The sequence below is a fragment of the Paragemmobacter kunshanensis genome, from assembly GCF_011059185.1.
GTDB classification, from domain to species: Bacteria; Pseudomonadota; Alphaproteobacteria; order Rhodobacterales; family Rhodobacteraceae; genus Paragemmobacter; species Paragemmobacter kunshanensis.
Genome location: NZ_JAALFE010000001.1, coordinates 114,888 through 136,089, shown reverse-complemented (window position 1 = coordinate 136,089; position 21,202 = coordinate 114,888). Strand labels below are relative to the sequence as shown.

22 protein-coding genes are annotated in these 21,202 nt (G+C 67.0%); 9 read left to right on the top strand and 13 right to left on the bottom strand.

Annotation, left to right across the window (positions count from 1 at the left end; genetic code table 11):
• Positions 1-48 precede the first annotated feature (48 nt).
• From G5V65_RS00780 to pyk, 9 genes are all read right to left on the bottom strand, one after another.
• Positions 49-1,341: an autotransporter outer membrane beta-barrel domain-containing protein gene (locus tag G5V65_RS00780; protein ID WP_165046515.1), complete on the bottom strand. Its 1,293-nt coding sequence runs from the start codon at positions 1,339-1,341 to the stop codon at positions 49-51.
• A 205-nt stretch (positions 1,342-1,546) separates the two neighbouring features.
• Positions 1,547-3,955: a phenylalanine--tRNA ligase subunit beta gene (pheT, locus tag G5V65_RS00775; protein WP_165046514.1), complete on the bottom strand. Its 2,409-nt coding sequence runs from the start codon at positions 3,953-3,955 to the stop codon at positions 1,547-1,549.
• A gap of 350 nt (positions 3,956-4,305) precedes the next feature.
• Positions 4,306-5,388, bottom strand: a complete 1,083-nt coding sequence (gene pheS / locus G5V65_RS00770; protein ID WP_165046513.1) for a phenylalanine--tRNA ligase subunit alpha — start codon at positions 5,386-5,388, stop codon at positions 4,306-4,308.
• Positions 5,389-5,507: 119 nt separating this feature from the next.
• Positions 5,508-6,200, bottom strand: a complete 693-nt coding sequence (locus G5V65_RS00765) for an SGNH/GDSL hydrolase family protein (protein WP_165046512.1) — start codon at positions 6,198-6,200, stop codon at positions 5,508-5,510.
• Between the two features lie 263 nt (positions 6,201-6,463).
• A complete protein-coding gene (gene rplT, locus G5V65_RS00760) occupies positions 6,464-6,826 on the bottom strand; it encodes a 50S ribosomal protein L20 (RefSeq protein ID WP_165046511.1) in 363 nt (120 codons plus the stop codon).
• 12 nt (positions 6,827-6,838) lie between these two features.
• A complete protein-coding gene (gene rpmI / locus G5V65_RS00755; RefSeq protein WP_031338626.1) occupies positions 6,839-7,039 on the bottom strand; it encodes a 50S ribosomal protein L35 in 201 nt (66 codons plus the stop codon).
• Between the two features lie 148 nt (positions 7,040-7,187).
• Positions 7,188-7,412 (bottom strand): hypothetical protein, encoded by a 225-nt coding sequence (locus G5V65_RS00750; protein WP_165046510.1) that lies wholly within the window; start codon positions 7,410-7,412, stop codon positions 7,188-7,190.
• A 27-nt stretch (positions 7,413-7,439) separates the two neighbouring features.
• The gene (locus G5V65_RS00745; protein ID WP_165046509.1) at positions 7,440-7,670 is read right to left on the bottom strand and encodes a hypothetical protein; all 231 of its coding nucleotides are present in this window, start codon (positions 7,668-7,670) and stop codon (positions 7,440-7,442) included.
• A gap of 56 nt (positions 7,671-7,726) precedes the next feature.
• Complete coding sequence (pyk, locus tag G5V65_RS00740) at positions 7,727-9,175, bottom strand: pyruvate kinase (protein WP_165046508.1); 1,449 nt, start codon at positions 9,173-9,175, stop codon at positions 7,727-7,729.
• A gap of 139 nt (positions 9,176-9,314) precedes the next feature.
• Between pyk and G5V65_RS00735 the strand changes: the two genes are divergently transcribed.
• From G5V65_RS00735 to G5V65_RS00720, 4 genes are all read left to right on the top strand, one after another.
• Positions 9,315-10,052 (top strand): N-formylglutamate amidohydrolase, encoded by a 738-nt coding sequence (locus G5V65_RS00735; RefSeq protein ID WP_165046507.1) that lies wholly within the window; start codon positions 9,315-9,317, stop codon positions 10,050-10,052.
• 149 nt (positions 10,053-10,201) lie between these two features.
• On the top strand, positions 10,202-11,125 hold the full coding sequence (locus G5V65_RS00730) for a calcium-binding protein (RefSeq protein WP_165046506.1): 924 nt from the start codon (positions 10,202-10,204) through the stop codon (positions 11,123-11,125).
• Positions 11,126-11,230: 105 nt separating this feature from the next.
• Positions 11,231-11,539 carry a DUF1244 domain-containing protein gene (locus tag G5V65_RS00725; RefSeq protein WP_165046505.1) on the top strand — a complete coding sequence of 103 codons (309 nt, stop codon included), beginning with the start codon at positions 11,231-11,233 and terminating at the stop codon, positions 11,537-11,539.
• A 186-nt stretch (positions 11,540-11,725) separates the two neighbouring features.
• Positions 11,726-13,573 (top strand): calcium-binding protein, encoded by a 1,848-nt coding sequence (locus G5V65_RS00720; protein ID WP_165046504.1) that lies wholly within the window; start codon positions 11,726-11,728, stop codon positions 13,571-13,573.
• Between the two features lie 86 nt (positions 13,574-13,659).
• Here the strand turns inward: G5V65_RS00720 and G5V65_RS00715 are convergent, their stop codons facing one another.
• Positions 13,660-14,520, bottom strand: coding sequence for a D-amino-acid transaminase (locus G5V65_RS00715; RefSeq protein WP_165046503.1), 861 nt, complete (start codon positions 14,518-14,520; stop codon positions 13,660-13,662).
• Positions 14,521-14,683: 163 nt separating this feature from the next.
• Here G5V65_RS00715 and G5V65_RS00710 point away from each other — a divergent pair, with 163 nt between their 5' ends.
• Positions 14,684-14,911 carry an AbrB/MazE/SpoVT family DNA-binding domain-containing protein gene (locus G5V65_RS00710; protein ID WP_165046502.1) on the top strand — a complete coding sequence of 76 codons (228 nt, stop codon included), beginning with the start codon at positions 14,684-14,686 and terminating at the stop codon, positions 14,909-14,911.
• Complete coding sequence (locus G5V65_RS00705; RefSeq protein WP_241250396.1) at positions 14,892-15,314, top strand: PIN domain-containing protein; 423 nt, start codon at positions 14,892-14,894, stop codon at positions 15,312-15,314. The genes G5V65_RS00710 and G5V65_RS00705 overlap by 20 nt, the downstream gene beginning before the upstream one ends.
• Before the next feature lie 71 nt (positions 15,315-15,385).
• Here G5V65_RS00705 and dgcA read toward each other — a convergent pair whose 3' ends face one another.
• Positions 15,386-16,348 carry an N-acetyl-D-Glu racemase DgcA gene (gene dgcA / locus G5V65_RS00700; protein WP_165046501.1) on the bottom strand — a complete coding sequence of 321 codons (963 nt, stop codon included), beginning with the start codon at positions 16,346-16,348 and terminating at the stop codon, positions 15,386-15,388.
• A gap of 154 nt (positions 16,349-16,502) precedes the next feature.
• Between dgcA and G5V65_RS00695 the strand changes: the two genes are divergently transcribed.
• From G5V65_RS00695 to G5V65_RS00685, 3 genes are all read left to right on the top strand, one after another.
• Entirely contained in the window at positions 16,503-17,459 is a 957-nt protein-coding gene (locus G5V65_RS00695; RefSeq protein ID WP_165046500.1) for an L-malyl-CoA/beta-methylmalyl-CoA lyase, read from the top strand.
• Between the two features lie 273 nt (positions 17,460-17,732).
• Positions 17,733-18,692, top strand: coding sequence for an acetyl-CoA carboxylase carboxyltransferase subunit alpha (locus tag G5V65_RS00690; protein WP_165046499.1), 960 nt, complete (start codon positions 17,733-17,735; stop codon positions 18,690-18,692).
• Entirely contained in the window at positions 18,689-19,003 is a 315-nt protein-coding gene (locus G5V65_RS00685; RefSeq protein ID WP_165046498.1) for an SMR family transporter, read from the top strand. The genes G5V65_RS00690 and G5V65_RS00685 overlap by 4 nt, the downstream gene beginning before the upstream one ends.
• Before the next feature lie 110 nt (positions 19,004-19,113).
• Here the strand turns inward: G5V65_RS00685 and sucD are convergent, their stop codons facing one another.
• Together sucD and G5V65_RS00675 are read right to left on the bottom strand one after the other, a co-directional pair.
• Complete coding sequence (gene sucD, locus G5V65_RS00680) at positions 19,114-20,013, bottom strand: succinate--CoA ligase subunit alpha (RefSeq protein ID WP_165046497.1); 900 nt, start codon at positions 20,011-20,013, stop codon at positions 19,114-19,116.
• A 12-nt stretch (positions 20,014-20,025) separates the two neighbouring features.
• Positions 20,026-21,198: a malate--CoA ligase subunit beta gene (locus G5V65_RS00675; protein WP_165046496.1), complete on the bottom strand. Its 1,173-nt coding sequence runs from the start codon at positions 21,196-21,198 to the stop codon at positions 20,026-20,028.
• Between the last annotated feature and the right edge of the window lie 4 nt (positions 21,199-21,202).

Here is a 21,202-nt window from a genome sequence, read left to right as displayed (position 1 = left end):
GCCGGCCGGGCCCCTTTCCCGCCCCGGGGGCGGAAAAGGGGGATCGTGTCAGAACGAGATTTCGTAGGTCAGATCCAGCCCGGCATCGTAGACGTCGCTGCCGCTTTGCCCGATGTCGAGGCTGGCCGAAAGCCGGCCCGCGCCGACCATGCCGTTGACGCCAAGGCCGATGCGGGGGGCGAGGTAGTCGTCCTTCGCGCCCGAGGGATCCTGCAGGCGGCCATATTCGATGTCGACCGACAGGAAGGGGGTCAGCGCCGTGCCGGGCATCGGATCGCGCCAGTCGAACCGCGCGCCGAGCGAGGCGGTCAGCTGTTCGCTGTTCCCGGCCACGACGCCGGTGATGCCGGTGGGGAAATCCTCCCATGCGGCGGAGAGGCGCGCGCGGGGCTGCAAGAGGCCCGCGGCCTGTTCGATGCTGCCGCTGAGGCCCAGCCCGGCCATGACGCGATCGGTGTCAAAGCTGCTGCCCGCCGCATCATAGGAGACGCGCGACCAGGCGAGATAGCCATCGGCCAGCAGGCCGCCGGTCAGGCCCTGCGCGGCATAGAGGCCGATCATCCCGGCATCGGCATCGGTGCTGGCCCCGGTGGCATCGCTGACCGACAGGCGGTTCAGTCCGACCATGACACCCACCAGCGTATTGGCGGCAACGAAACGATCGACCCCGAAGGAAAGATCGACGGCGCTGCCTTCATATCCATCCCAGAAGCTGCGCCCCGAGAGCGAGATCCAGGCCGAAACCTCGCTATCCTGCCCCTTGGTCGAGGCAAAGACATTGCGCGGCCCCTGCGGCACGGCCCCCGGCAGGCCGAAGCGGTTGCGGAAGTTGCGGCCAAGGGCCGAACTGATGGAGTGCTGCTGGGCAAAGCCCGACAGAAGGATCACGTCGCCCCCGCTTGTGGTGCCGACGCAGGTGATGGAGACGCCGAGGAGTTGGGTGAAGTTCGGGCCGGTTTCCTGCAGGCCGAAGGAGAGCATCCCGCCCGAGGCCACGGTGAAGACATGGCTGAAGGCCGCATTGGTGGCATCATAGGTGGGCGAGACGGCGCCGCCGCCTGCCGTCGGATCGGTGATGAACCAGCCCGCCCCGGGCATGGCCATCATGGTAGAGATGCCCGTGCCGCTGATGGTGACGGTTTCGCCCGCATTCAGCGCCGACAGCGTCAGGGTGGCCGTGGGCATGACGGTGATATCGCCGGTGGGGGTGGCGTTCAGGGCGGCGCAACCGGCGGATTGGGCAAGGGCGGCCGAGGCAGGGGCAAGGGCGAAGGCGGCGGCGAAGGTGGCGGCGAAGGTGGCGGCGGCGGAGGCCGCGACGCGGGGCAGGGGGCGAGTCATCATCTCTCCAGCGGATCAGGCCGGGCCGGGTTTCGGCCCTGGATGGGCGACCCTATGGAGAAGGCGGGGCAGCAGGGAATGCCGGGGCGCGAATTCCCCCGGCGCGTTGCCGAATAATGACATGAAAACAGATGGTTGACCCATCCTGAAGGATGGGTATCCGGGCGCATCCGGCCATCCGCACGGGCGGATGGCCGTTCCCTGATCAGCCGCGCAGGGTGCCGCCGGTGGCCTTTGTCACCTTTTCGATGATCCGGGCGGAGACGGAGTCGATCTCGGATTCGGTCAGGGTCTTTTCGGTGGGTTGCAGGCGCACGGTAAGGGCGATGGATTTCTTGCCCGCGCCCATCTGCGATTCCGCCTTTTCGCCCGTGAACTGGTCAAACAGGCGGACGCTTTCGATCAGGGCCTTGTCGGCCCCCTGGGCTGCGTTGATGGCCGTCAGCGCCTCGACCCCCTTGTCCACCACGAAGGCGAAATCGCGTTCCACCGCCTGCAGGTCGCTGATGGCGAGCGCGGGGCGGGTGGGGGTTTTCGTCTTGGGCAGGGGGACGTTGGCGACAAGGATGGTGAAGGCCATGGCAGGCCCCTTCACGCCAAGGGCGGAAAGGATGCGGGGATGCACCTCGCCGAAGGTGGCGAGCGCGTTCGGGCCAAGGCCGATGGTGCCGGAGCGGCCGGGATGCCACCACGATGCCACCTTGCGCGTGATCTGCACGCGGGCGGGCGCGCCAAGGGCGGCGAGGATCGCTTCGGCATCAGCCTTGGCATCGAAGACATCGACGGGGCGGCGGCTGCCATAGGGATCGCGCGGGGCGGTCTGGCCGACAAGCAGGCCGGTCGCCTGCAGGTGCTGTTCCCCCGGTTCGCCGCCATGGAAGGCGGGGCCGATTTCGCAAAGCGCAAGGTCGGCGAAGCCGCGCGCCTGATTGCGGGCGGCGGCGCGCAGCAGGCCCGGCAGCAGGTCGGGGCGGAGATGCGTCATCTCCGACGAGATCGGGTTGTCGACGCGCACGGCATCGGACCCGCCGCCAAAGAGGGTGGCAGCCTGTTCGTCGATGAAGCTGTAGGTGACGCATTCGTTGTAGCCGAGCGCGGCAAGGCTGCGGCGGGCGGCTTTCTCGCGGCTTTGCAGCGGCGTCAGGATCGGCTTCGGCACGCCCGGCGCGCTGCGCAGCAGCGGCTTGCCTTCAAGCCGGGTCAGGCTGGCGATGCGGGCGACCTCTTCCACCAGATCGGCCTCGCCCAGGATATCGGGGCGCCAGGTGGGGGGGGTGGCCATGTCGCCCGACAGCGTGAAGCCCAGCGCGGCCAGGGTGCGGCGCTGTTCTTCTTCGGGGATGTCCATGCCGACCAGGCTGATGACGCGGGCGGGGTTCAGGCGATAGGCGCGGGTGGTGTCGGGGACCGCGCCATCCATGGCAAGATCGGAGGCTTCGCCGCCGCAGAGATCGAGGATCATCTGCGTGGCAAGGTCCAGCCCCGGCAGGGTGAAGGCCGGATCGACGCCGCGTTCGAAACGGTAGCGGGCGTCGGAATTGATCTTCAGCGCGCGGCCCGTGGTGGCGATGGTGATCGGATCCCAGAAGGCGGATTCGAGGAAGACATCGGTCGTGGCCTCGGTGCAGCCCGACACTTCGCCACCCATGATCCCGGCCAGCGATTCCGGGCCGTTGTCATCGGAGATGACCATCATGCCGGCGCGCAGGGCATAGGTCTTGCCGTCGAGGGCCAGCAGTTCCTCGCCGCCCTGTGCCGGATGGATGCGCAGGGGGCCATGCACCTTGGCCGCGTCGAAGACATGCAGCGGGCGGTTCAGGGCGAAGGTGAAGAAGTTGGTGATATCGACCAGCGCCGAGATCGGGCGCAGGCCGATGGCGGTGAGGCGGGCCTGCAGCCAGGCGGGCGAGGGGCCGTTCCTGACGCCGCGGATCAGGCGGCCCGCGAAGAGGGGGCAACCCTTCGCCTTCAGCGCGGGGTCGATTTCCACGCGGATGGGGCAGGGGAAGGCGGCGGGGATCGCGGGGATGTCCAGCGGTTTCAGCGTGCCAAGGCCGCGCGCGGCAAGGTCACGCGCGATGCCGCGCACGCCCAGCGCATCGGGGCGGTTGGGGGTGATCTTGATATGGATCATCGGATCCACCACTTCGGGCCGGTTCTTCGCCAGCCAGTCGGTGAATTTCTCGCCCACCTCGCCCGAGGGCAGTTCGATGATGCCGTTATGTTCGTCGGACAGTTCCAACTCGCGTTCCGAGGCCATCATGCCGTGGGATTCCACGCCCCGGATCTTGCCCACGCCCAGCGTCACGTCGATGCCCGGCACATAATCGCCCGGCTTGCACAGAACGACGGTGATGCCCGCACGGGCATTGGGGGCGCCGCAGACGATCTGCTTTTCGCCCTCATCGGTCAGCACGCGGCAGACGCGCAGCTTGTCGGCATCGGGGTGCTGTTCGGCATGCAGCACCTTGGCCAGGGTAAAGGGGGCCAGCCGGGCGGTGCGATCGGTGACCTCTTCCACCTCCAGCCCGAGATCGGTCAGCGCATAGAGGATATCCTCCAGCGTGGCCCCGGTTTCGAGGTGGTCCTTCAGCCAGGAGAGGGTGAACTTCATCTTTGCCGGTCCCTTCGGAATTGCAGGGCAGGGGATAGCGCAAAGGGCGGGAAAGGGGAAGCGCCGGGCTGGGGTTTCCGAAGTGGAAACGGGTTGTTCAGGGGGTGCCCGGAACGGGGCGCGCGGGTGCCACATTTTCGAACGGTATGGGTGGCATCCCTTCGTCTATGGACCCGATGTTTAAAGTACCCGACCCTTCCCGCCGCATCCCGGCATGGCGACTGATCCTGATCATGGGGCTGTCGCTTCTGGCGCTGTTGCTTCTTGTGATCTGATTGCACAGAGCCATTTCATGACGTGTGGAAAGCCCCGCCTTGGCGGGGCTTTCCTTTTGGGCGCAACCGTGGCGATCAGCGGCTGAGGCCGCCCGCCAGATCGGGCATGTCCAGCGCGGCAAAGCCGTAATGGCGCAGCCAGCGCAGATCGCTTTCGAAGAAGGCGCGCAGGTCGGGGATGCCGTATTTCAGCATGGCGATCCGGTCGATCCCCATGCCGAAGGCAAAGCCCTGCCATTCGTCAGGGTTCACGCCCGCCGCGGCCAGCACCTTGGGATGCACCATGCCGGAGCCCAGGATTTCCATCCACTTGTCGCCTTCGCCGATGCGCAACTGGCCGCCGACATTGGAATAGCGGATGTCCACCTCGGCCGAGGGTTCGGTGAAGGGGAAGTGGCTGGCACGGAAGCGAAGCTCCACCTTGTCCACCTCGAAGAAGGCGCGGCAGAATTCCTCCAGCGTCCATTTCAGATTGGCCATGGAGATGTCGCGCCCGATGGCCAGCCCCTCGACCTGATGGAACATCGGGGTATGGGTCTGGTCCATGTCCATGCGGTAGACGCGGCCCGGCGCGATGACGCGGATGGGGGCGCCCTGTTCCGTCATCGCGCGGATCTGCACGGGGCTGGTATGGGTGCGCAGCACATGGGGCGGGCGATCGTCGCCCGGGGCGCGGTGCATGAAGAAGGTGTCATGTTCCTGCCGCGCGGGATGTTCGGGCGGGATGTTCAGGGCATCGAAGTTGAACCAGTCGGATTCGACCTGCGGGCCTTCGGCCACGGCAAAGCCCATATCGGCGAAGATGGCGGTCAGTTCCTCCATCACCTGGCTGACGGGGTGGATCGTGCCACGCGGGCGCGGGCGGCCCGGAAGCGTGACGTCCAGCCATTCCGTGCGCAGCCGCGCATCCAGCGCGGCATCGGCCAGCCCCGCCTTGCGGGCGCGCAGGGCGGCGTCGATTTCATCCTTCAGCGCGTTCAGGCTGGCCCCGGCGGCCTTGCGGGCATCCGGGTCCATCTTGCCGAGGCCCGCCATCATGGCGCTGATCTCGCCCTTCTTGCCCAGCGCGGCGAGGCGGACCTCTTCCAGCGCGGCTTCGTCCGCCGCAGTGGCGACGGCGGAAAGATACTTGGCCTTGAGCGTGTCGAGCCCGTCCATGGAAGCCTCCTGCAGATGCGAGGCGGTGGTAGCGGCACGGGGCCTGCGATGCAAGGGGTGCGCCCGCTGGCCATGGGCGCGAGGGGGTGTGGGGGAGGTTTCCTCCCCCACCGGCGGCGTCAGCCGCCGTTGGCGCGGATGGCGGCGGCGATGCGGGCGCCGATGGCGGCGCTGCCCTTGGGCGAGGGGTGGATCATGTCCTCCTGGTGCAGGCTGGGATCGCCCGCTGGCACAAGGTCGGACATGGGCAGGAAGATCATGCCGTCATCGCGGGCCGCCATGCGGGCAAGGCGGCGATCCAGTTCGTCGCCATAGGGTTTGCAGGCCCGGACGGGGGTATAGAGGCCGGGATTGCGCAGATAGCCGGAATAGACGACCTTCGCCCCGGTCTTGCGGATGCGGGCGACCAGTTCGGGAATGGCCCCCGAGGTGCCATCGCGCGACACGAGGCGATCGACCATCGTGTTGCAAAAGCCGCAGCCGCAGCCGAACATCAGGTCATTGCCGCCGCCATTGATCACCACCCAGTCCCAGCCGCCGGGCTGATACTGCGCGGGCAGGCGCAGCCCCGCCGCGCCCGAGATGGGCAGGAAATAGAAATAGCGCGACGCGATCACCGACCGGTCGATCACCTCTTCCCCCAGTTGCCGTTCGATCGCATTGGCCACGGCGCGCCCGGAACCGCGATTGGCCGCCATCATGGAATCGCCGATCAGCAGGATGCGGGCGTCCCTTGTGCTTTCGGTGACAACCTCGCCACAGGCCGACAGCAGGAAGAGCGCGGAGAAAAGGGCAATCAGGGGGCGAAACATGCGTCAGGGTTCCAATATGATAATCATCTTAAGGTTGCATCCGCCTGAAGGCGGGTCAAGCATGCGGAAAAAACGGGGGGGGAGGGGCGGCCCTGTCCGGGCGGGGGGGGATCCTTTCCTGTCAGATCGGGATCCTTGCGGATCCCCGTGCCGTGGCTTTTGCCATCTGTGCAGCAGGAACGGACGATCCGCGCCGGGGTTTACCGCCGGGCATGAAAAAGGCCGCCCGGAGGCGGCCTTTTCGAAACGATGCCGTCTGGCGATCAGGCCAGCGCGGCCTTGGCCTGGGCGGCGATGGCGTTGAACGCCTCGGGCTCATGCACGGCGAGATCGGCCAGAACCTTGCGGTCCACCTCGATCCCGGCCTTGGCCAGGCCGTTGATGAACTTGGAATAGGTCATCTCAAGGTCGAACAGGCGGACAGCCGCGTTGATGCGCTGGATCCACAGGGCGCGGAAGTTGCGCTTGCGGGTCTTGCGGTCGCGGGTGGCATACTGGTTGGCCTTGTCGACCGCCTGGGTGGCGGTGCGGAAGTTGCGCGAGCGGGCACCGTAGTAACCGGCAGCCTGCTTGATGACCTTGCGGTGACGGGCGTGGGTCACGACACCGGATTTGACGCGGGACATATGCTGTTCTCCTTACCGGTCGTAGGGCATGTACTTCTTGACGATCTTCGCATCGCTGTCGCACAGCAGCATGGTGCCGGACGCATCGCGGATGAATTTCGTCGTACGCTTGATCATGCCGTGGCGCTTGCCGGCGACGCCGGCCTTCACCCGACCGGAGGCCGTGAAGCTGAACCGCTTCTTCGCCGCCGACTTGGTCTTCATCTTGGGCATTTCCATCTCCGTGGTTGCAGGCGCGACTCGGCATGCCACATCGGCCGGTCGCGCGGGTATCGCAAGGTGGGCCGTATAGGCGGGGCCGGGCCGGGGCGCAAGGGGAAAAGCGCGGGCGGGGGGGGCGCGCTCGCGCGCCCCTGCGCGATCAGGGCAGGTAGCGGCCCAGCACCTCGAAGAAGAGGCGGGGCAGGTTGGCGGGGTGCAGGTCCATGCTGCCGCCGAGCAGGCCCCAGAGGGCCAGCGCCCCGCCCACGACAAGACCGAAGCCCGCGACGAGGGGCAGGCGATCGTCGATCAGCGCCGAAAGCAGCGAGGGGATGGACAGGCAGCAGAGCCCGAGCCCGAGGATGAGGAGAAGGTCATGGTCCATGCGCGTGTCCTGCGGCCGGGGGGCGGGTCAGTGGAGAAAGGCCCGGATGACGCGGGAAAAGGCGGGAAGCACGTCATCGAGACCATAGCCCGACGGGCTGCGCGCCATGGCAAGCCCGATGAGGACGAGGCCGGTCAGGCCGATGATGGTGCCAAAGCGCGGGGGGCGATCCTCTGTCCAGGCGTTGAGCAGCGAGGGGATGGCAAAGACGGCCAGCACCACCCCGAGAACGAGGGAGAGATCATTCGTATTGACCAACAGGCGCACCCCTTACAACCGAAACGGCCCGCATCTTGGATGCGGGCCGTTTCAGGTTATTCGGGATCGACCCGGTAGATCAATCGTTCATCGCAGGGCGCGACGCGCAGGATGTTCGTTGTCCCCTGCACGTTGAAGGGGACGCCCGCGGTCAGCACGATCTGATCCTTCTCGGAGGCGAAGCCATAGGTCCGCGCGGCGCGGACGGCCGAGATGACGGCGCCCTTGAAGCGGTCCTGCTCTTCGGTGATGACGCAATGCGCGCCCCAGGTCAGGCACATGCGGCGGGCGGTTTCCATCAGCGGGGTCAGCGCGATGATCGGCACGCGGGGCCGTTCGCGGGCCACCAGCGAAACCGTCGTCCCCGATTGCGAGAAGCAGCAGATCGCCTTGATGTCGGCGCTTTCGGCGATCTCGCGCGCGGCGGCGACGATGCCATCGGCAACCGAGGTGCGGGCGACGCTGCGGCTGGCCTCGATGATCTGGCGGTAGACGGCATCGCCTTCGACGCTGATCGCCACGTTGTTCATGGTGGTGACGGCCTCGACCGGGTATTTCCCGGCCGCGGATTCCGCCGACAGCATGATCGCATCCGCGCCTTCATAGATGGCGGTGGCGACGTCCGACACCTCGGCCCGCGTGGGCATGGGCGATTCGATCATGGATTCGAGCATCTGCGTGGCCACGATCACCGGCTTTGCCGCCGCCCGCGCGCCGCGGACCAGTTTCTTCTGGATCGGCGGCACGGAATGCACGGGCAGTTCGACGCCCAGATCGCCGCGCGCCACCATGATGCCATCCGACACCTCAAGGATGGCGTCATAGGCCTTTACGGCGGCGGGCTTTTCGATCTTGGACAGGATGGCGGCGCGGCCACGGGCCAGATCGCGGGCCTCGATCACGTCTTCGGGGCGCTGCACGAAGGAGAGCGCCAGCCAGTCCACCCCCAGTTCGCAGGCGAATTCCAGATCCTTGCGATCCTTGTCCGACAGCGCGGCCAGCGGCAGCACGACATCGGGCACGTTCACGCCCTTGCGGTTGGAGATGGTGCCGCCCACGGTGACGGTGCAATTGGCAAAGTCCTTGCCGCAGGTTTCCACCCGCAGGCGGATCTTGCCGTCATTGACCAGAAGCGAGGCCCCGGGTTCCAGCGCGGCGAAAATCTCGGGATGCGGAAGTTGCACGCGCGTCGCGTCGCCCGGCGCGGGATCGAGATCCATGCGGAAGGCCGCGCCTTCGGCCAGTTCCTCGCCCGCGTCATTGGCAAAGGCGCCGACGCGCAGCTTGGGGCCCTGAAGATCGGCCAGGATCGCGATGGGGCGGCCGGTATCGGCCTCGACCCGGCGGATGATGACATGGCGCGCACGGATATCGTCATGCGTGCCGTGCGACATGTTCAGGCGGAACACGTCTGCGCCCGCCTCGAACAAAGCGCGGATGGTTGCGTAATCGCTGGAGGCCGGTCCGAGTGTGGCCACGATCTTGACGTTCCGAAGGCGTCTCATGCCTTCCTCCTTCTGCAGTTCTTCATTTTGTCGTGGGCCGAGGCGGGTTATGGCGCAATCGGGGGCCTGCCGCAACTGGCGGTTTCCTCTTCGTCAGAATAAATGACGAATTCATGAAAACGGCAGGGGATTGGCGGGTGTGAGTGCCTATCGGATCATCGGCGAGGATCGGCCCGGGCGCTGGCTGATCACCTGCGACCATGCGACGAACCGCGTGCCGGATTGGGTGGCGGGGGGCGATCTGGGGATCGGGCCTGCGGATATGGGCCGCCACATCGCCTTTGACATCGGCGCGGCGGGGGTGGCAGAGGCGCTGGGCGCGGCGCTGGACAGCCCGGTGGTGCTGTCGGATTTCAGCCGCCTGGTGATCGACCCGAACCGGGGCGAGGATGACCCGACGCTGGTGATGAAGCTGTATGACGGCACGATCATCCCGGCGAACCGCCATATCGGGGCCGAGGGCGTGGAGGAGCGGCTTTCGCGGCTCTATCGCCCCTATCACGCGGCGCTGGCGCGGCTGGCCGCGCGGCGGCCGGATGTGGTGATCGTGGCGGTGCATTCCTTTACCCCCTGCCTGAAGGGGCGCGCGCCGCGCCCCTGGCATGTGGGGGTGCTGCATTCGCATCTGGACGGGCGGCTGAGCCATGCCCTGATCGAGGTGCTGCGCGGCGAGGCGGATCTGTGCGTGGGCGACAACGAGCCCTATTCGGGCCATCTGCCGGGCGATGCGATCGACCGGCACGCCCTGCGCCCGGGGCGGCAGAACACGCTGATCGAGGTCAGGAACGACCTGATCGCCACGGCTGCGGATCAGGCCGCCTGGGGCGCGCGTCTGGCGCCGCTGCTGCGGCGGGCGCTGGCCGGGGCGGGGGGATAGGCGCGAATTGCCGACAATTCACCGCGCTGGCGCGGATTGTTTCCGTGATGTGGCGCGAACTGCGCGGCATTTGACAGAATCGGCGGAGACCCCGCAACTGACGGCTGGTGTGATTTCCCTGTGCGAGTTTTGCCATGTTGCTGGTTCTGTTGACGATTATCCCCCTTGGCCTGATCGGGCTTTTGTCAGGCGGGGATGATGATCCCGCCCCTGCCGTGGATGGCGGCGAGGATGAGGCGGATCTTCTGCGCGGGGATGCGGGCGACAATGACATCTCGGGCGATGCCGGGGATGACCTGATCCTTGGCTTCAACGGCGATGATCTGTTGCAGGGCGATGCCGGGGTCGATCTTCTGGTGGGCGACAATGGCACGGATACGCTTCTGGGCGGGGCGGCCAATGACGTGCTGCTGGGCGGTGCGGGCAATGACCAGATGTCCGGCGATGCGGGGAACGATCTGCTGGTCGGCGGGGCCGGGGATGATTCCATGGCGGGCGGGGCGGGCGCGGATGTGCTGGCGGGCATGGACGGGGCCAATACGCTGGATGGCGGGGCAGGGAATGACGTGCTGATCGGGCTGACGCCCGACAGCGCCTCGCCCGGCGATGTTCTGGATGATCTGGATCGCAATGCCTTCATCACTGCGGTGGAAGCCCGCTATGGCGCGATTTCCGGCCCGGTCGAGAGCCGGGTTCTGAACAATCTGTTCAATGTGGGGGGCGAGGCGAGCGAGGATCGCCTGATCGGCGGGGATGGGGATGATGTGCTGGTCGGCGACCGGGGCGATGTGATGACCGGCGGGGCGGGGGCGGATATCTTCTCGGCGCTGGTGCCGCCGGTGCCGGACGATCCGGCGGATCCGAATTTCGGGCAAGTGGTGCGGGTGGAGGATTTCAACCCGGCCGAGGACCGGCTTGAGGTGCTGGTAGAGTCGCAGGCCGGGGTCGATATCGTGGTGGAGCAGCAGGATCAGGGTGTGATGGTCACCGTGGACGGGGCGGATGTGGTCTATCTGCCGGGGCTGCGGGCGGATCAGCTGAACGCGGCGGATATCGTGCGGACGCGGGTCTAGCGGGGAGGGTGCGCGCGCTCTGCGCGCAGCGCCGGGGCGGGGCCTTCCGGGGGGCTGGTGCGCGCGGGGCGCAGGGCCTACCTTTGCCGGAAGGAGGACCGCCGCATGACCCAGATCGACGATGCCACGATGCAGGCCCTGGAGGCCGCCGCCTATCGGCGGCTGCGCGACCATCTGCAGAACCGGACCGATGTGCAGAACATCGACCTGATGAACCTTGCCGGCTTCTGCCGCAACTGCCTGAGCCGCTGGATGGCCGAGGCGGCGGCAGAGGCGGGCGTGCCGCTGGGCAAGGACGAGGCGAAGACGCTGGTCTATGGCATGCCCTATGACGACTGGAAGGCGCTGCATCAGGCCGAGGCATCGGATGCCCAGAAGGCCGCCTTCACCGAGGCCTTCAAGACCCATGGCTGAGGCCGCCCTGCCGCCGGAACCGGGACCGTAGGGGTGATTGTTCGCGAATCGGGAACGGTTTCCGGGGTGCAGCGCAAATAGTTTCCGCATCGTTAACGCGCGACCCTCGGCCCCGGGAATCGCTTGCTTTGGGCGCATGAATTGCGTCAAATTTTCGGCATTGTAACGAGTGCTGGAGTTTGTGTGATGAGCGCCCTTCTGATGTTGCTTGCCTTGCCCTTTGCGGCGCTGTCCAACTTCCTTCTCGACAGTTCCACGAATGATGACAGCGAGGGAGAGGCCGCCGAGGCGGCCGGCACGGGGGACGACACCGCCGGTCCGGCGGCAGGCGACGATACCGATCAGGATCAGACGCTTCTGGCCCAGGCCGCCCCGGCCCGCATCGCGGGCGGCGGCGCGACATCCGGCGATGACCTGCTGGCCGGGACGAATGTCGCCGACACGATCTCGGGGCTTGGCGGGGATGATACGCTGCTGGGCCGGGGCGGGGCCGATGTCCTTGGCGGCGGCGATGGCGCGGATCGCCTGTTCGGCGGGGCGGGCGCGGATGCGCTGCGCGGCTGGACGGGGGCGGACAAGCTCTATGGTGGCGAGGGCGTGGATACGATCTATGGCCAGGCCGATGATGACACGATCTTTGGCGGCGATGCGGCGGACCGGCTGTTCGGCGAGGGCGGGAATGACCGGCTCTTTGGCGGCGAGGGAAGCGATACCCTGCTGGGTGGCGCGGGGGATGACCGCATGACCGGCGGCGCGGGGGCCGACACGCTGTTCGGCGGGGCCGGGGCGGATACGGTGACCATGTTCTCGGACAGCGGGGCGGATTCGGTCTTTCTGGGCGCGGGGCGTGACGTGCTGGCGGGCGGCGGGGCGGTGATCGGCTTCCTGGCGCGGGGGGCCGAGGGGGCCGATTCCCTGATCGGCGGGGCGGGCAATGACTCGATCTACGGGGACAGCGATGCCGATACCCTGTCGGGCGGCGCGGGCGACGACCTGCTGAGCGGTGGCCTTGGCGATGACGGGATGGCGGGCGGCGAAGGCGCGGATTCGCTGTCGGGCGATGACGGGGCCGATGTGCTGGCCGGCGGCGCGGGCAATGACAGCCTGGATGGCGGGGCCGGGAACGATGTGCTGAATGGCGGCATCGGGGCGGACAGCCTGACCGGGGGCGATGGGGATGACATCATCGACGCCCGCGATGCAGGCTTCATCGCGGATACGGTTGCGGGGGGTGCGGGCAATGACAGCATCCTTGTCGATGGACAGGATCGGGTCTCGCTTGGTGCGGGGGCGGATATCCTGACGCTGGATGGCGCGGCGGGCGTGACGGTGACGGATTTCGACCTGGCGCAGGACCGGATGGAGATCCTTTATGCCGGCACGCGGGCCCCGGTCGTGACCATCACGAGCGAGGGCAGCACGGCGGTTGTCTCTGTCAACGGGTCTGTGGCGGCGCGGCTGGACGGGGCGGCGGGGCTGGAGGTTGCGGATATCGTGATCCGGCGCGATCCGGAGGATACCGGGATCCGGCTGACAGGGGAGAACGATTTCGAGCGTTATGTGGGGGCCAGCCAGGATATCTATGGCCTTGCCGGGGATGACAATATTTCCGCCCAGCTTGGCTTTGACGTGCTGCATGGCGGGGTGGGGAACGACACGCTGGCAGCGATTGATCTGGGCGCGACGGACAGCCCCGACACGGTGTTCGGCGGGCCGGGGGATGACGATGTGGCGGGCGATGACGGGGATATGTTGTACGGCGGGGGCGGCGTGGATGGCTTTGGCATCGTGACCGCCGGGCGTGCCGCCGTGACCATCGCGGATATCGACCCCGCGCAAGAGGAATTGCGGATCGAGGTGGAGCCCTTCGTGAACGGCAGCACCGCCGCCGGGGATTACCCCATGCGCCTGCAGGAAGGTGCCGGTGGCGGCACGGATGTGCTGGTGGCGGATCGGGTCGTGGCCAGCCTGCCCAATGTGCCCTTTGGCACGGCGGTTGACGTGACCGTCATCGTCCTGAGCGCGGCCGCCTAAGGACAGGCGGCCCTGTCGGGCGTTTCTCGGCGGGCGGGGCGGCGGTCAGACCGCCGCCTTGCGCCACTTGCCACGTGCGGAGGCGGTCAGATGGCCGCCTTGCGCATTTCGTCGATATAAAGCTCGCGCAGGCGGGTGGCGACGGGGCCGGGCTTGCCCGCGCCGATCTGCGCGCCGTCGATTTCCACCACGGGCATGACGAAGATGGTGGCGGCGGTGGCGAAGGCCTCATCCGCCTGTTTCACCTCATCCACGGTGAAGGGGCGTTCCTCCACCTCGAACTGCGCTTCGGCGGCGAAGCGGAGGACGGCGGCGCGGGTGATGCCATGCAGGATGTCGTTCGTCAGTTGCCGCGTGATGATGCGGTTGCCCTTGATGATATAGGCGTTGTTCGAGGTGCCTTCGGTGACATGGCCGTCCTCGACCATCCATGAATCATCCACGCCGGCCTTCTTGGCCATCATCTTGGCCATGGAGGGGTAGAGGAGTTGCACCGTCTTGATGTCGCGGCGGCCCCAGCGGATATCGGGGACCGAGATGACCTTGAAGCCTGTCTTGGCGGCAGGGGCATCGGCGAGGGTGGGGATATCCTGCGTGAAGGCCACGATGGTGGGCTTCACCGCGCCATCGGGGAAGAGGAAGGAGCGGTCGCCCGGATTGCCGCGCGTGACCTGCAGGTAGATCATGCCCTGGTCGATGCCGTTCAGGCGGATGAGTTCGCGGTGCATCTCCAGCAGGTCTGCGTCCGAACAGGGGGCCTGCATGTCAAGCTCTTCCAGGCTGCGGTGCAGGCGTTTGGTGTGGCCGTCGAAATCGACCAGCTTGCCATCAAGGACGGAGGTCACCTCATAGACGCCATCGGCCATCAGGAAGCCCCGGTCGAAGATGGAGACGGTGGCCTGATCCTCGGGCAGGTAGGTGCCGTTGACGAAGACGGTGCGGGACATCGGGTTTCCTCCTGCGCGTGTGGCTTGAGGCGGTTAGGGCGCAAGGGGGGCGCGGGGTCAAGGGGGAAGTGGGCAAGGGCCGCGCCGGTCAAGCGGAGATGTTGCCGATCCGTGTGGAATGATATACATTTATCGTTGGATATCCGCAGGGATGAGGGCGATCATGCAGGTTGCGAAATGGGGTAATTCGCTGGCAGTGCGGCTGCCTGCGGAACTGGTGCGCGAACTGGGCCTGCGCGAGGGGGATGAGGTTTCGTTGCACGCTGCGGCGGGTGGGTTTGCCGTGCGGCGCGAGGCGCGGCCCGAGGAAGTGCTGGCAGGGCTGCGGCGGTTTCGCGGGCGGCTGGCGGCCGGGGATCGTCTGAGCCGCGATGATGCCAACGGGCGGTGACTTCATCGACAGCAACGTGATCCTCTATCTGCTGCACGATGGGCCGAAGGCAGATCGGGCCGAGGCCGTGCTGTCGGCAGGTGGAACGATCAGCGTTCAGGTGCTGAACGAGGTCTTGGTGAACTGTGTCCGCAAGGCAGGGATGCCTCTGGCAGAGGCGGGCGAGTTTCTGGCTGGGATCAGGGGTCTGTGTCGTGTCGTGGACCTGACAGTTGAGATGCACGATGTCGGGCGCGCAGTGGCGGCGCGATATGGGCTGTCTGTTTATGACTCCATGATCGTTGCCGCGGCCCTGGTTGCAGGCTGTGACAGGGTGCTGTCAGAGGATATGCAGGATGGGTTGGTGATCGAAGGCGCTTTGCGGGTGGTCAATCCCGTTGCAGGACTCCCGTCCCGAGCTTGACCCGGGACCTCTGGCTACCTCTTGGCGGCCCCGGGTCAAGCCCGGGGCGCGCGGGGTCGGCGCGGGATATGTCACCCCCACAGCGCCGCCTCTGGCGGATGCACGCCTTCGGCATCATAGCGCAGGGGATGGTCGCGGTCCCGCGCCAGCAAGAGCGGGCCGTCCAGATCGGTGAAGGCCGCGCCCTGCGCAGGAAGGATCGCGGGCGCCATGGCCAGCGAGGTGCCGACCATGCAGCCGACCATCAGCCCGAAGCCCATGGCGCGGGCGGCATCGGCCATCAGAAGCGCCTCGGTCAGGCCGCCGGTCTTGTCGAGTTTCAGGTTGACCATGTCATAGCGGCCTTTCAGGGCGGGCAGGCTGGCGCGGTCATGCGCGCTTTCGTCGGCGCAGATGGGGATGGGGTGGGGGATTTCGGCGAGCATGTCGTCGGCCCCTGCGGGCAGGGGCTGTTCCACCAGCGCCACGCCAAGGCGCAGCAGATGGGGGGCGAGGGTGGTATAGATCTCGGGCGTCCAGCCTTCGTTGGCGTCGATGATGATGGTGGCGGCGGGGGCGCCGGCGCGGACGGCCTCCAGTCGCGGCATGTCGCCCTCGGTGCCGAGCTTGATCTTCAGAAGCGGGCGATGGGCGTTTTCGCGGGCCTGTGCGCGCATGGCTTCGGGCGTGTCGAGCGAGAGGGTATAGGCGGTGATGCGGGGGCGGGGGGCGGCGAGCCCCGCGCCTTGCCAGATGCGTTGACCGCTGGCCTTTGCCTCCCAGTCCCAGAGCGCGCAATCCACCGCGTTGCGGGCGGCGCCGGGGGGGAGGGCCTCTTGCAGCGCGGCGCGGGTGATGCCTTCGGGCAGGGTGGCGATCTGGGCCAGCACGGTTTCGGGGCTTTCGCCATAGCGGGCATAGGGGACGGATTCGCCCCGCCCGGTGATGCCATGGCGCGTGAGGGTGACGGTGACGACGCGCGCCTCGGTCTTTGACCCGCGCGAGATGGTGAAGGCGCGGGCAAGGGGGAAGGTTTCCAGCGTGGCGGTGATCATGGGGCCTCCTGTCTGGGGCGAGGGGGCGGCAGGGCGGGGGGCAAGTCAAGCCGGGACAGGGCCATGCTGCGGGTGCGAAAAGGCGCTTGCGCGGTGCGGCGCAAGATTATATCGCTGGCGCAGCGCCAACCGTAATTTCATTGCGAGACTGACCATGAGCTTTCGCCTGCAACCCCCCGCCCCCGCCCGCCCGAACCGTTGCCAGCTGTTCGGCCCCGGATCGCGGCCCGCGATCTTTGCCAAGATGGCGGCGAGCGAGGCGGATGTGATCAACCTTGATCTGGAGGATTCGGTCGCGCCGTCGGACAAGGCCGTTGCGCGCGAGAACATCATCGAGGCGATTTCCGGCGTGGATTGGGGGCGCAAGACGCTTTCGGTGCGGATCAACGGGCTGGACACGCCCTGGTGGTATCGCGATGTGGTGGACCTGCTGGAAAAGGGCGGGGAGCGGCTGGATCAGATCATGATCCCCAAGGTCGGCTGCGCCGAGGATATCTATGCGGTCGATGCGCTGGTGACGGCGGTGGAACGGGCGATGGGGCGGACGAAGCCGATTGCCTTCGAGGTGATCATCGAATCGGCGGCCGGGATTTCCCATGTGGAGGAGATCGCCAAGGCCAGCCCGCGCCTGCAGGCCATGTCCTTGGGCGCGGCGGATTTCGCGGCCAGCATGGGGATGCAGACCACCGGCATCGGCGGCACGCAGGAGAATTACTACATGCTGCGCGAGGGTGTGAAGCATTGGTCCGACCCCTGGCATTGGGCGCAGGCGGCGATCGTGGCGGCCTGCCGGACGCATGGCATCCTGCCGGTGGACGGCCCCTTCGGCGATTTCAGCGATGACGAAGGCTTCCGCGCGCAGGCGCGGCGGTCGGCCACGCTGGGCATGGTGGGGAAATGGGCGATCCATCCGAAACAGGTGACGCTTGCGAACGAGGTCTTCACCCCGTCGGATGCGGCGGTGGCCGAAGCGCGCGAGATCCTGGAGGCGATGGAGGCCGCCAAGGCGCGGGGCGAGGGGGCGACCGTCTACAAGGGCCGTCTGGTGGATATCGCCTCCATCAAGCAGGCCGAGGTGATCGTGCGGCAGGCGGAACTGATCGCAGGTTGACGTAGCGTCAGCAATGAATCGTTGACAGGCCGCCGCTGCTGCGGGCAGGGTTTCGCAACCGAAGCGTGAAAAACAGGCGCTTTGCAAAGATTACCCGCGCTGCGACCCACGGGGAGAGGAGGCCCCGCGCAGCAAAGGGGAGGATGCACGCCCCGTGGCCCCGGCCGCGGGGCGCTGCTGTTTCCGGGGGCGGCCAGACGCGCAGCGCCAAGGGGCGAGTTGCATCTTGGCCCGTCCCTGCGCATATAGGGGCGATCCTTCAGGGAGTGCCCGATGAACTATCTGGAATTCGAAAAGCCGCTGGCCGAGATCGAGGGCAAGGCGGAAGAGCTGCGCGCGATGGCGCGGGGCAATTCCGGCATGGATGTCACGAAAGAGGCCGAGGCGCTGGATCGCAAGGCCGAGGTGCTGCTGAAGGATCTGTACAAGGATCTGACACCCTGGCGGAAATGCCAGGTGGCCCGCCACCCGGACCGGCCGCATTGCAAGGATTACATCGACGCGCTGTTCACCGAATATACCGCCCTGGCGGGGGATCGGAACTTTGCCGATGACCATGCGGTGATGGGCGGGATCGCGCGGTTCAACGACCAGCCGGTCGTGGTGATCGGCCATGAGAAGGGCAATGACACGAAAAGCCGGATCGAGCGGAATTTCGGCATGGCCCGGCCCGAAGGATACCGCAAGGCCATCCGCCTGATGGACATGGCGGACCGGTTCCGCCTGCCCGTGGTGACGCTGGTCGACACGCCCGGCGCCTATCCCGGCAAGGGCGCGGAAGAGCGCGGCCAGGCCGAGGCGATTGCCCGGTCGACCGAGAAATGCCTGCAGATCGGCGTGCCGCTGATTTCGGTGGTGATCGGCGAGGGTGGATCGGGCGGCGCGGTGGCCTTTGCCACGGCCAACCGCGTGGCGATGCTGGAACATTCCGTCTATTCGGTGATCAGCCCCGAGGGCTGCGCCTCGATCCTGTGGAAGGATGCCGAGAAGATGCGCGAGGCCGCCGAGGCGCTGCGCCTGACGGCGCAGGATCTGCAGAAGCTGGGCGTCGTGGACCGGATCATCAAGGAACCGCTGGGCGGGGCGCAGCGGGGCCGCAAGGAAACCATCGAGGCGGTGGGCAAGGGCATCGAGGTGATGCTGAAGGAGTTGTCGGGCAAGAAGCCCGAGGCGCTGATCAAGGACCGCCGGACCAAGTTCATCGAGATGGGATCGAAGGGGCTGGCGGCGTGAGCCCCTGGCTGATCGTTGTCCTCGCGGGTTTTCTGGAAACCGGCTGGGCGCTGGGTCTGAAATATTCCGACGGGTTCACCAAGCCCTTGCCTTCGGTGCTGACGGTGGTGGGGGCGCTGGCCTCATTCTGGCTTTTGTCCATTGCGATGAAGGACTTGCCCGTGGGCACGGCCTATGCCGTCTGGGTGGGGATCGGCGCGGTGGGGACGGCGGTGCTGGCCGTGTTCCTGTTCGGCGATCCGGTGAACCTTGGGCGGGTGCTGGGGGTCGGGCTGATCCTGGCCGGGATCATCGCGCTGAAATTCGCCTGACAGCGCGGGGTTGGCCCCGTGGAATTTGGGTATTTGGGCCAAGATGAAGCCCTGAGGCCGGGAAAAGGGGGCAGCCCGGAAGCCGCCCCGCAAAGGCGCGATGAAGGCTGTCAGGCTGCGGCGCGGCGGGTGGCGAGGACGCGCGCCATGGTTTCGCCCATCGAGGACGGGTTCGGCGCGATGGTGATGCCGGCGGCGGAGAGGATTTCCACCTTTTCCTGCGCGCTTTCCCCGAAGGCCGAGATGATCGCCCCGGCATGGCCCATCTTGCGGCCCTTGGGCGCCGACAGCCCGGCGATATAGGCCACGACCGGTTTCTTCATGTGGTCGCGGGCATAGATCGCGGCTTCGGCCTCTTGCGGGCCGCCGATTTCGCCGATCATCATCACGGCATCGGTTTCCGGGTCCGCCTCGAAGAGTTCGAGGATGTCGCGGAAGCTGCTGCCATTGATCGGATCGCCGCCGATGCCGACAGAGGTGGAGACGCCGATGCCCAGCGCCTTCATCTGGGAGGCGGCCTCATAGCCCAGCGTGCCGGAGCGGCCGACGATGCCGATGCGGCCGGGCATGTAGATATGGGGCGGCATGATGCCCATGAAGCCCTTGCCGGGCGAGATGATGCCCGCGCAGTTCGGCCCGATCAGGCGCATCTTCCGTTCGGCGGGATAGCGCTTCAGGAAGCGCTTCACCTTCATCATGTCCTGGCTGGGGATGCCGTCGGTGACGCAGACGGCGGTCTTTATCCCTGCGTCGGCGGCTTCCATGATCGCGTCCGCCGCGAAGGGCGGGGGGACGAAGACGAGGCTTGCTTCGGCCCCCGTCGCCTCCACCGCTTCGCGCACGGTGTTGAAGAGGGGGCGGCCAAGCAGGCTTTCGCCGCCCTTGCCGGGGGTGACGCCGCCCACGACATTGGTTCCGTGCTTGATCATGTCTTCGGCATGGAACTGGCCGATGCGGCCCGACATGCCCTGCACGATGACGCGGGTCTTTTCGGTGATGAGGATGGCCATCTGTCGTTCCCCTTAGGCTGCGAGTTTCTGGCGCGTGGCGACGGCCTTTTCGGCGGCGTCGGCCAGCGTGTCGGCGGTGATCAGCGGCAGGCCCGAATCCTGGATGATGCGGCGGCCTTCCTCGACATTGGTGCCGGCAAGGCGGACGACGACGGGCACGGAAAGGCCCAGTTCGCGATAGGCCTGCACGACGCCCTGCGCCACCCAGTCACAGCGGTTGATGCCCGCGAAGATGTTCACGAGGATGACGCTGACGTTACGGTCGGCCAGCACGGTGCGGAAAGCCCGCACGACCCGCTCCGGGCTGGCCCCCCCGCCGATATCGAGGAAGTTTGCAGGCTCCCCCCCGGCGAGTTTGATCATGTCCATCGTCGCCATCGCCAGACCCGCACCGTTGATGATGCAGCCGATGTCGCCATCGAGGCCGACATAGGCGAGGCCGTGGTCGCCCGCCGTGCTTTCGCGCGGGTCTTCCTGGCTGCGGTCGCGGAGTTCCGCGATTTCCGGGCGGCGGAAGAGGGCATTGGTGTCGAAGGACATCTTGGCATCGAGCGCGACGAGATCGCCCGAGCCGGTAATGACAAGCGGGTTGATCTCGACCATCATGGCGTCGAGATCGCGATAGGCGCGGTAGCAGGCCTTGAGGATGTTCACCATCTGGGCGATCTGGCCGCCCTTCAGGCCAAGCTGGAAGGCGAGTTCCCGCGCCTGGAATTCCGACAGGCCCGCCGCCGGATCAATCGTCATGCGGCGGAGCGAGTTGGGGTCGTTCTCGGCCAGATCCTCGATCTCCATCCCGCCATGGGCGGAGGCGACGATCATGATCCGTTCGGATTTCCGGTCGAGGACGAAGCCCAGATACAGCTCCTGCGCGATGTCGGAGGCGCCTTCGACCCAGAGGCGGTAGACGCCCTTGCCATTGGCATCGGTCTGCTTCGTCACAAGCTGGCGGCCGAAGAGGGTGGCGGCGAATTCCTGCACCTCGGATTCCGAGCGGCAGAGTTTCACGCCGCCCGCCGCACCGCGGCCGCCGGAATGGATCTGGGCCTTGACCACCCAGGCATTGCCGCCCAGTTCGCGGGCGCGGTAGCCCGCCTGTTCAGGGCTGTAGGCAAGGCCGCCGCGCGGGACGGGCACGCCGAAGCGGGCGAGGATTTCCTTGGCCTGATATTCGTGAATGTCCATTCGG

What these genes read in the sequence shown, in the direction of transcription:
- G5V65_RS00725 (WP_165046505.1), top strand. Translation starts at nt 11,231, where the DNA reads ATGACCCAGATCGACGATGCCACGATGCAGGCCCTGGAGGCCGCCGCC.
- G5V65_RS00710 (WP_165046502.1), top strand. Translation starts at nt 14,684, where the DNA reads ATGCAGGTTGCGAAATGGGGTAATTCGCTGGCAGTGCGGCTGCCTGCG.
- pheT (WP_165046514.1), bottom strand. Translation starts at nt 3,955, where the DNA reads ATGAAGTTCACCCTCTCCTGGCTGAAGGACCACCTCGAAACCGGGGCC.
- rpmI (WP_031338626.1), bottom strand. Translation starts at nt 7,039, where the DNA reads ATGCCCAAGATGAAGACCAAGTCGGCGGCGAAGAAGCGGTTCAGCTTC.
- G5V65_RS00720 (WP_165046504.1), top strand. Translation starts at nt 11,726, where the DNA reads ATGAGCGCCCTTCTGATGTTGCTTGCCTTGCCCTTTGCGGCGCTGTCC.
- pyk (WP_165046508.1), bottom strand. Translation starts at nt 9,175, where the DNA reads ATGAGACGCCTTCGGAACGTCAAGATCGTGGCCACACTCGGACCGGCC.
- G5V65_RS00695 (WP_165046500.1), top strand. Translation starts at nt 16,503, where the DNA reads ATGAGCTTTCGCCTGCAACCCCCCGCCCCCGCCCGCCCGAACCGTTGC.
- G5V65_RS00675 (WP_165046496.1), bottom strand. Translation starts at nt 21,198, where the DNA reads ATGGACATTCACGAATATCAGGCCAAGGAAATCCTCGCCCGCTTCGGC.
- G5V65_RS00705 (WP_241250396.1), top strand. Translation starts at nt 14,892, where the DNA reads ATGATGCCAACGGGCGGTGACTTCATCGACAGCAACGTGATCCTCTAT.
- dgcA (WP_165046501.1), bottom strand. Translation starts at nt 16,348, where the DNA reads ATGATCACCGCCACGCTGGAAACCTTCCCCCTTGCCCGCGCCTTCACC.
- pheS (WP_165046513.1), bottom strand. Translation starts at nt 5,388, where the DNA reads ATGGACGGGCTCGACACGCTCAAGGCCAAGTATCTTTCCGCCGTCGCC.
- G5V65_RS00690 (WP_165046499.1), top strand. Translation starts at nt 17,733, where the DNA reads ATGAACTATCTGGAATTCGAAAAGCCGCTGGCCGAGATCGAGGGCAAG.
- G5V65_RS00715 (WP_165046503.1), bottom strand. Translation starts at nt 14,520, where the DNA reads ATGTCCCGCACCGTCTTCGTCAACGGCACCTACCTGCCCGAGGATCAG.
- rplT (WP_165046511.1), bottom strand. Translation starts at nt 6,826, where the DNA reads ATGTCCCGCGTCAAATCCGGTGTCGTGACCCACGCCCGTCACCGCAAG.
- sucD (WP_165046497.1), bottom strand. Translation starts at nt 20,013, where the DNA reads ATGGCCATCCTCATCACCGAAAAGACCCGCGTCATCGTGCAGGGCATG.
- G5V65_RS00765 (WP_165046512.1), bottom strand. Translation starts at nt 6,200, where the DNA reads ATGTTTCGCCCCCTGATTGCCCTTTTCTCCGCGCTCTTCCTGCTGTCG.
- G5V65_RS00750 (WP_165046510.1), bottom strand. Translation starts at nt 7,412, where the DNA reads ATGGACCATGACCTTCTCCTCATCCTCGGGCTCGGGCTCTGCTGCCTG.
- G5V65_RS00780 (WP_165046515.1), bottom strand. Translation starts at nt 1,341, where the DNA reads ATGACTCGCCCCCTGCCCCGCGTCGCGGCCTCCGCCGCCGCCACCTTC.